The organism is Vaccinium witches'-broom phytoplasma str. VAC, assembly GCF_000309405.1.
GTDB lineage: Bacteria > Bacillota_I > Bacilli_A > Acholeplasmatales > Acholeplasmataceae > Phytoplasma.
This window is the reverse complement of the sequence record NZ_AKIN01000138.1, coordinates 1-5,206: the sequence shown is the minus strand read 5'-3', so window position 1 is coordinate 5,206 and position 5,206 is coordinate 1. Positions and strand designations below refer to the sequence as shown.

Sequence of the window (5,206 nt, the reverse complement as noted above, 5' to 3'; positions counted from 1 at the left end):
TAATATTTTTTTTTAAAAATGTTATTATTAAGATAGTTTTAAATTATCATAAAAATATGAAATAATTAAAAAAAGAAGGTTTTAAAAACACATGATAAAAAAAGAAGAAATACAAACTCTTTTAAATCAGTCTTTAGAATCAGGCGCTGATTTTGCTGAATTATTTTTCGAAGACAATATTATTAATAGTTTAAGAATAACCGGTCAAGAAGTCGTTTCCTTATCAACTGATAATGTTTTTGGCGTAGGAGTAAGACTTTTACAAGGTTCAGATGAAGTATACGGTTACACTAATAAAGTTGATTTTGACAATATTCAAAAATTAATGACACGTTTAAAAAGGAATTTTAAAGGACCGAAACATACAGTTGTTCCTTTGGGTGAGCCTCAAACTTTAAAAGAAAGTATGAAAAAACCTTTTGATTCGATGACAAGAGAAGAAAAAGCAAAAAAATTAATTAAATTATCAAACATAATGAAAAAACAAAATGATAAAATAATCCAAACTATTGTTAATTATCAAGAAAAAGAACAAAAAATTTTGGTCGCTAATACAGAAGGAGTTTATCAAAATGATGTAAGACCTTATATACGTTGTGGTTTGATAGCGGTAGCTAAAGAAGGCGAACAAATTCAAGATGTTTATGAAGGTCCAGGACGTTCTATGGGATTAGAATTTTTTGATTTAATAGACTTAGAACAATTAGCACAAGAAGTAGCTCAAAGAGCGACGACTTTATTAAAGGCAGAAGAAATGAAGCCGCAAGTTATGACCGTAGTTTTAAATAATGGTTTTGGAGGCGTTATCTTCCATGAAGCTTGTGGGCACCCTTTAGAAGCTACTGCTATCGCCAAAGGTTTATCGCCTTTTAATAATAAATTAAACCAAAAAATAGCTTCTGATATAGTAACAGCTTATGATGACGGCGCTATTGAAGGCGCTTGGGGAAAACTTAATTTTGACGATGAAGGAATAAAAACCCAAAAAAACCTTTTAATTGAAAAAGGCATTTTAAAAAGCTATTTAGTTGATTTCCGTAATGGACGTAAAATGAAATCTAAACCGACCGGTTCTTCCAGAAGAGAGTCTTATAAATATTCTCCCACTTCAAGAATGAATTCAACTTATATCGCTAACGGCACCGATAAACCAGAACAAATTATTAAAGATACTAAATACGGTTTATATGCTAAAAGTTTAGGCGGCGGAACAGTTGAACCCGCTACGGGAGAATTTAATTTCGTTGTTAAAGAAGGTTATTTGATTGAAGATGGTAAATTGACTACTCTTGTTAAAGGAACGATGTTGATTGGTTATGGAGATGATGTTTTATTAAAAATAGATCGTGTAGGAGATAATTTATCTTTAGGACAAGGAATGTGCGGTTCTGTTTCTGGTTCAATCCCTACTGATGTAGGACAACCCACTATTAGAGTACAAGAAATGGTTGTTGGCGGCAACAAAAAGGAAAATGCTTAAAATGTATCAAAAATGGATTCAAAAAGGTTTAGATAAAGGCTTTGAAGCTTTAGAAATATTTGTCAGCGAAAGCAAAAGTTTTAAATTAACCCTAGATAACAACAAAGTAGAATCACTTGTAGAAAGCGATCTGGTGACAGTTAATATTAAAGGGATTTATGACAATAAATCAACAGAAGTATATTTTGAAAAAATAGATGATGAAACAGTCGATAAAATGTTGGTCGCTTTGAAGCAAAACACTCAAACAGTTGACAGCAAAGATCCGGCGATTATTTTTGAAGGTTCCTCCTCTTATCCCGATTGGGAAGAAAAAAATTTTTATTTTTCCGTTATTCCTTTAGAAAAGAAAATTCAACTTTTAAAAGATTTAGAAAAAAATATGTCTTCTTCGAAATTAATGAAAAAAATTGAAACCAATTCTTATAAAGAGGTTTTTAGTAAAAAAACTTTAATTAACTCAAAAGGGCTTCATTTAGAACAAGAAAATAGTTACGCTTATCTTTATGTTTCTGCTATTTTCCAAAAAGATGGCGATGTACAAAGTTTTGGTAAATTAAAACTTGTCAAAGATTTCCAAGAATTTAATCCGGAAAAACAAGCCCAAGAAGTGGTTTTTGCGGGTGAAAAAAAATTAAACGGAGCTACTTTAAAATCAAAAAGTTATTCTACAGTTTTTTCAAACGAAATGTTTGCTGATTTTTTAGCCAGTTTTAGCAGTATTTTTACCGGACAAAGTGCTTATAGAAATTTAACTCAATTAAAAGATAAAGAAAAACAAGTTATCGCTTCTCCTCAAGTAAACATCATTGAAGACCCTTTTTCTGATCAAGCTTTTTTCAAAGAAAAATTTGATGACGAAGGAGTTGTTTGTCAACCTAAAAACGTGATTGAAAACGGTGTTTTTCAAGGTTTTATCCATAATTTAAAAACAGCCAAAATCTTTAACACTCAACCGACAGGTAACGGTTTTGATGGAGGCACCAGTTTTAGCAATTGTTATTTAAAACCAGGACAAAGAAGTTTAGATGATATGGTATCTACCATTGAAGAAGGTGTTTTTATCGATGATTTAGTCGGTATGCATGTAGGGATTCAAACTGTAAGCGGTGTTTTTAGTCTTCAAGCTAGTGGTTTTAAGATTGAAAAAGGTAAAATCACTACTCCGGTGAAAATGATTGTTGTTTCAGGTAATTTTTTTGATATTTTAAAAAATTTAAAAGAAATAGCTAATGATTTTGAATTCCAAGTTTCTGGTTTTGGCAGCGCTAGTGTTTATGTTGGAGATTTAATGATTGGCGGCAATTAAACCTTTCTTTAGACAAATAACCAAAAGACTCTCCAATAAGAGAGTCTTTTGGTTTGATGCGTGATCCTTTATAAGCATTATTTTCAAAAATATGAAAAGGACAAACATTATTTATTTGAAATTATTTTGGTTATTTGTTTTTATATTATAAAAGTAGCTTTAAAGGCGTTTTACAAAATACAATTTAAAGATAGGTATTTTTATTTTTGACAAAAATTATAAGATAAGAAAGAAAAAATCGTGTTAAAAGTATATTATAAAAATCAAACTTTAAATGTGGATTATAATACTAGTTTAGAAGAAGTAAAAAAACAATTACAATTGACCAATGTTTACGCCGCTAAAGTAAATAATAAAATACGCGGATTAACGTTTGAATTGGTTGAAGCCGAAAATGACGTTCTTTTTTTAGATTTATCTCATCCTCAAACGGTGAACATTTATGAAGCTAGTTTGAGATATTTGGTCGTTATGGCTTTTTATCATGTATTTCCTGATAAAAAAGTGCATTTTTCTTATTATAGTTCGCAATCTCTTTTGGTTACACTCGAAAATAACGCAGAATTGACTTTAGAAATGTTTGAACAAATTCAAAAAAAAATGATAACCTTAGTAGTGCAAAAGTTAAAAATTGAAAAAAAATCTTTTTCTTTGGAAAAAGCTTTAGAAATATATGACACTTTTGGTTTTGAGAATAAAAAAAAGCTTCTTCAACAAAAACCCCAACATAAGGTCTCTTTATATGTTTGTGATTCGTATTATAACGATATGCACCAAGGCATGGTTCCTAATACGAGTTATTTAACTCACTATCAATTATTATATCGTTCTTCTTCTATGATTTTGCAATTTCCTCAAACTTTTCATCATGGTGAAATACCTTTTTTCAAGGAAGAACCTGTTTTTGAAAAAACTTTGCATCAAACTTCGGTTTGGCGTCAAATGACTCAAACACAAAATATTTATCAAATAAATAATTATTCCTCCAATCCTAAAAACAAATTTGATTTAATTAGCATAGCGGAAATTAACCACCAGAGACAGTTAATGGAGATCAGCAACCAAATAGCTAATAAAAAAGATCAAATAAAAATTATTAATATTGCTGGACCGTCTTCCAGTGGCAAAACCACTTTAGCCAAAAAACTACAATTACAATTAATGGCTGTAGGTGTTACAAGCACTTTGGTTAGTATGGATAATTATTACTTACCCCTCGAAGAAGTTCTCAAAACCTCAGATGGTTCATTTTATGATTTTGAACACATCCAAGCGTTAAATATTGATTTATTTAACCAAAATATCAATGATTTAATTTTACATAAAAAAGCTATCATTCCTCAATTTGATTTCAGTACTCGCGTGATTACCCACAAACCTATCGAAATCGATACACAAGTCTTGTTGGTTGAAGGAATTCACGCTAATAATCCTGCATTATTACCTTCCCTTTATAGGGAACAAAAATTTAAAATTTACATTGCTCCTCAACACCAATTATCATTGGATGAACACAATCCTTTGCATATCACAGATATTCGTTTTTTGCGTAGAACTATTCGAGATTTAAAAATGAGAAGCACTAATATTTTAAAAACTTTTGATTTTTGGAAATCTGTTCGAGAAGGCGAATTTAGGTGGATTTATCCTTATCAACAAGAAACGGATTATGTATTTAATTCGGAGTTAATTTATGAATTTAACGTTTTAAAGCCATATTTAGAACCTTTACTGTTAGAAGTGCCTTTGATGAGTCCGTATTTTGAAAAAGCTCAATATTATTTAAAATTATTAAGTTGGTTTGACGCTTGGGAATCTGATTTGATTCCGCATGAATCCTTATTAAGGGAATTTATCGGAAATAGTCCTTTTTATCAATAAAAAATGTTATAATAAAGGATATAAGTTTTAAGTGTGAAAAAGGTCAAAGTTATATGATGTTTTTTCTGTGATTTTGTATTTATTAAATTAATTTGAAGAAAAGGTGAAACAATGTCTGTTCATTATCAACAATTAGAAAAAAGATTTGAAGAAATCGGACATTTTGAAAATATTTTAAATATACTGCATTGGGATATAGCTTGTAATATGAAAGAAGGTTCGGAAAAAAGCCGCGTACAAGAGATTTTAAGTTTAACAAGAGTTATTCGTCAATTGTTAATTTCTGATGAGACTAAAGAATGGTTAAACCAAGCAGAACAAGAAAAAAATTCTTTAGATGTATGGCAAAAAGCCAATTTAAGGGAAATAAAAGCGAAAATACAAGATGAAGAAATTGTGGATCCAGAATTGCAAAACAATTTAATTTTAGCAACTACTCAAGTATAGAGTAGGTGATAAGTTCGAAAGAAAGTTAAAATTATTTATTTTTTGGTTGCGGGAAATATACATTAAGTAATAATTTTTTTCTATTTATA

At 29.8% G+C, this 5,206-nt stretch carries 4 protein-coding genes; all 4 read left to right on the top strand.

The window, feature by feature from the left end:
• Positions 1-91 precede the first annotated feature (91 nt).
• The 4 genes from RI68_RS02315 to RI68_RS02300 all read left to right on the top strand — a co-directional run bounded on the left by RI68_RS02315 (position 92) and on the right by RI68_RS02300 (position 5,117).
• Positions 92-1,480, top strand: a complete 1,389-nt coding sequence (locus tag RI68_RS02315; RefSeq protein ID WP_017193629.1) for a TldD/PmbA family protein — start codon at positions 92-94, stop codon at positions 1,478-1,480.
• A 1-nt stretch (position 1,481) separates the two neighbouring features.
• Positions 1,482-2,789 (top strand): TldD/PmbA family protein, encoded by a 1,308-nt coding sequence (locus RI68_RS02310; protein ID WP_017193628.1) that lies wholly within the window; start codon positions 1,482-1,484, stop codon positions 2,787-2,789.
• 240 nt (positions 2,790-3,029) lie between these two features.
• Entirely contained in the window at positions 3,030-4,670 is a 1,641-nt protein-coding gene (locus RI68_RS02305) for a uridine kinase family protein (protein ID WP_017193627.1), read from the top strand.
• 111 nt (positions 4,671-4,781) lie between these two features.
• The gene (locus tag RI68_RS02300; RefSeq protein WP_017193626.1) at positions 4,782-5,117 is read left to right on the top strand and encodes a hypothetical protein; all 336 of its coding nucleotides are present in this window, start codon (positions 4,782-4,784) and stop codon (positions 5,115-5,117) included.
• The last annotated feature ends 89 nt before the right edge of the window (positions 5,118-5,206 follow it).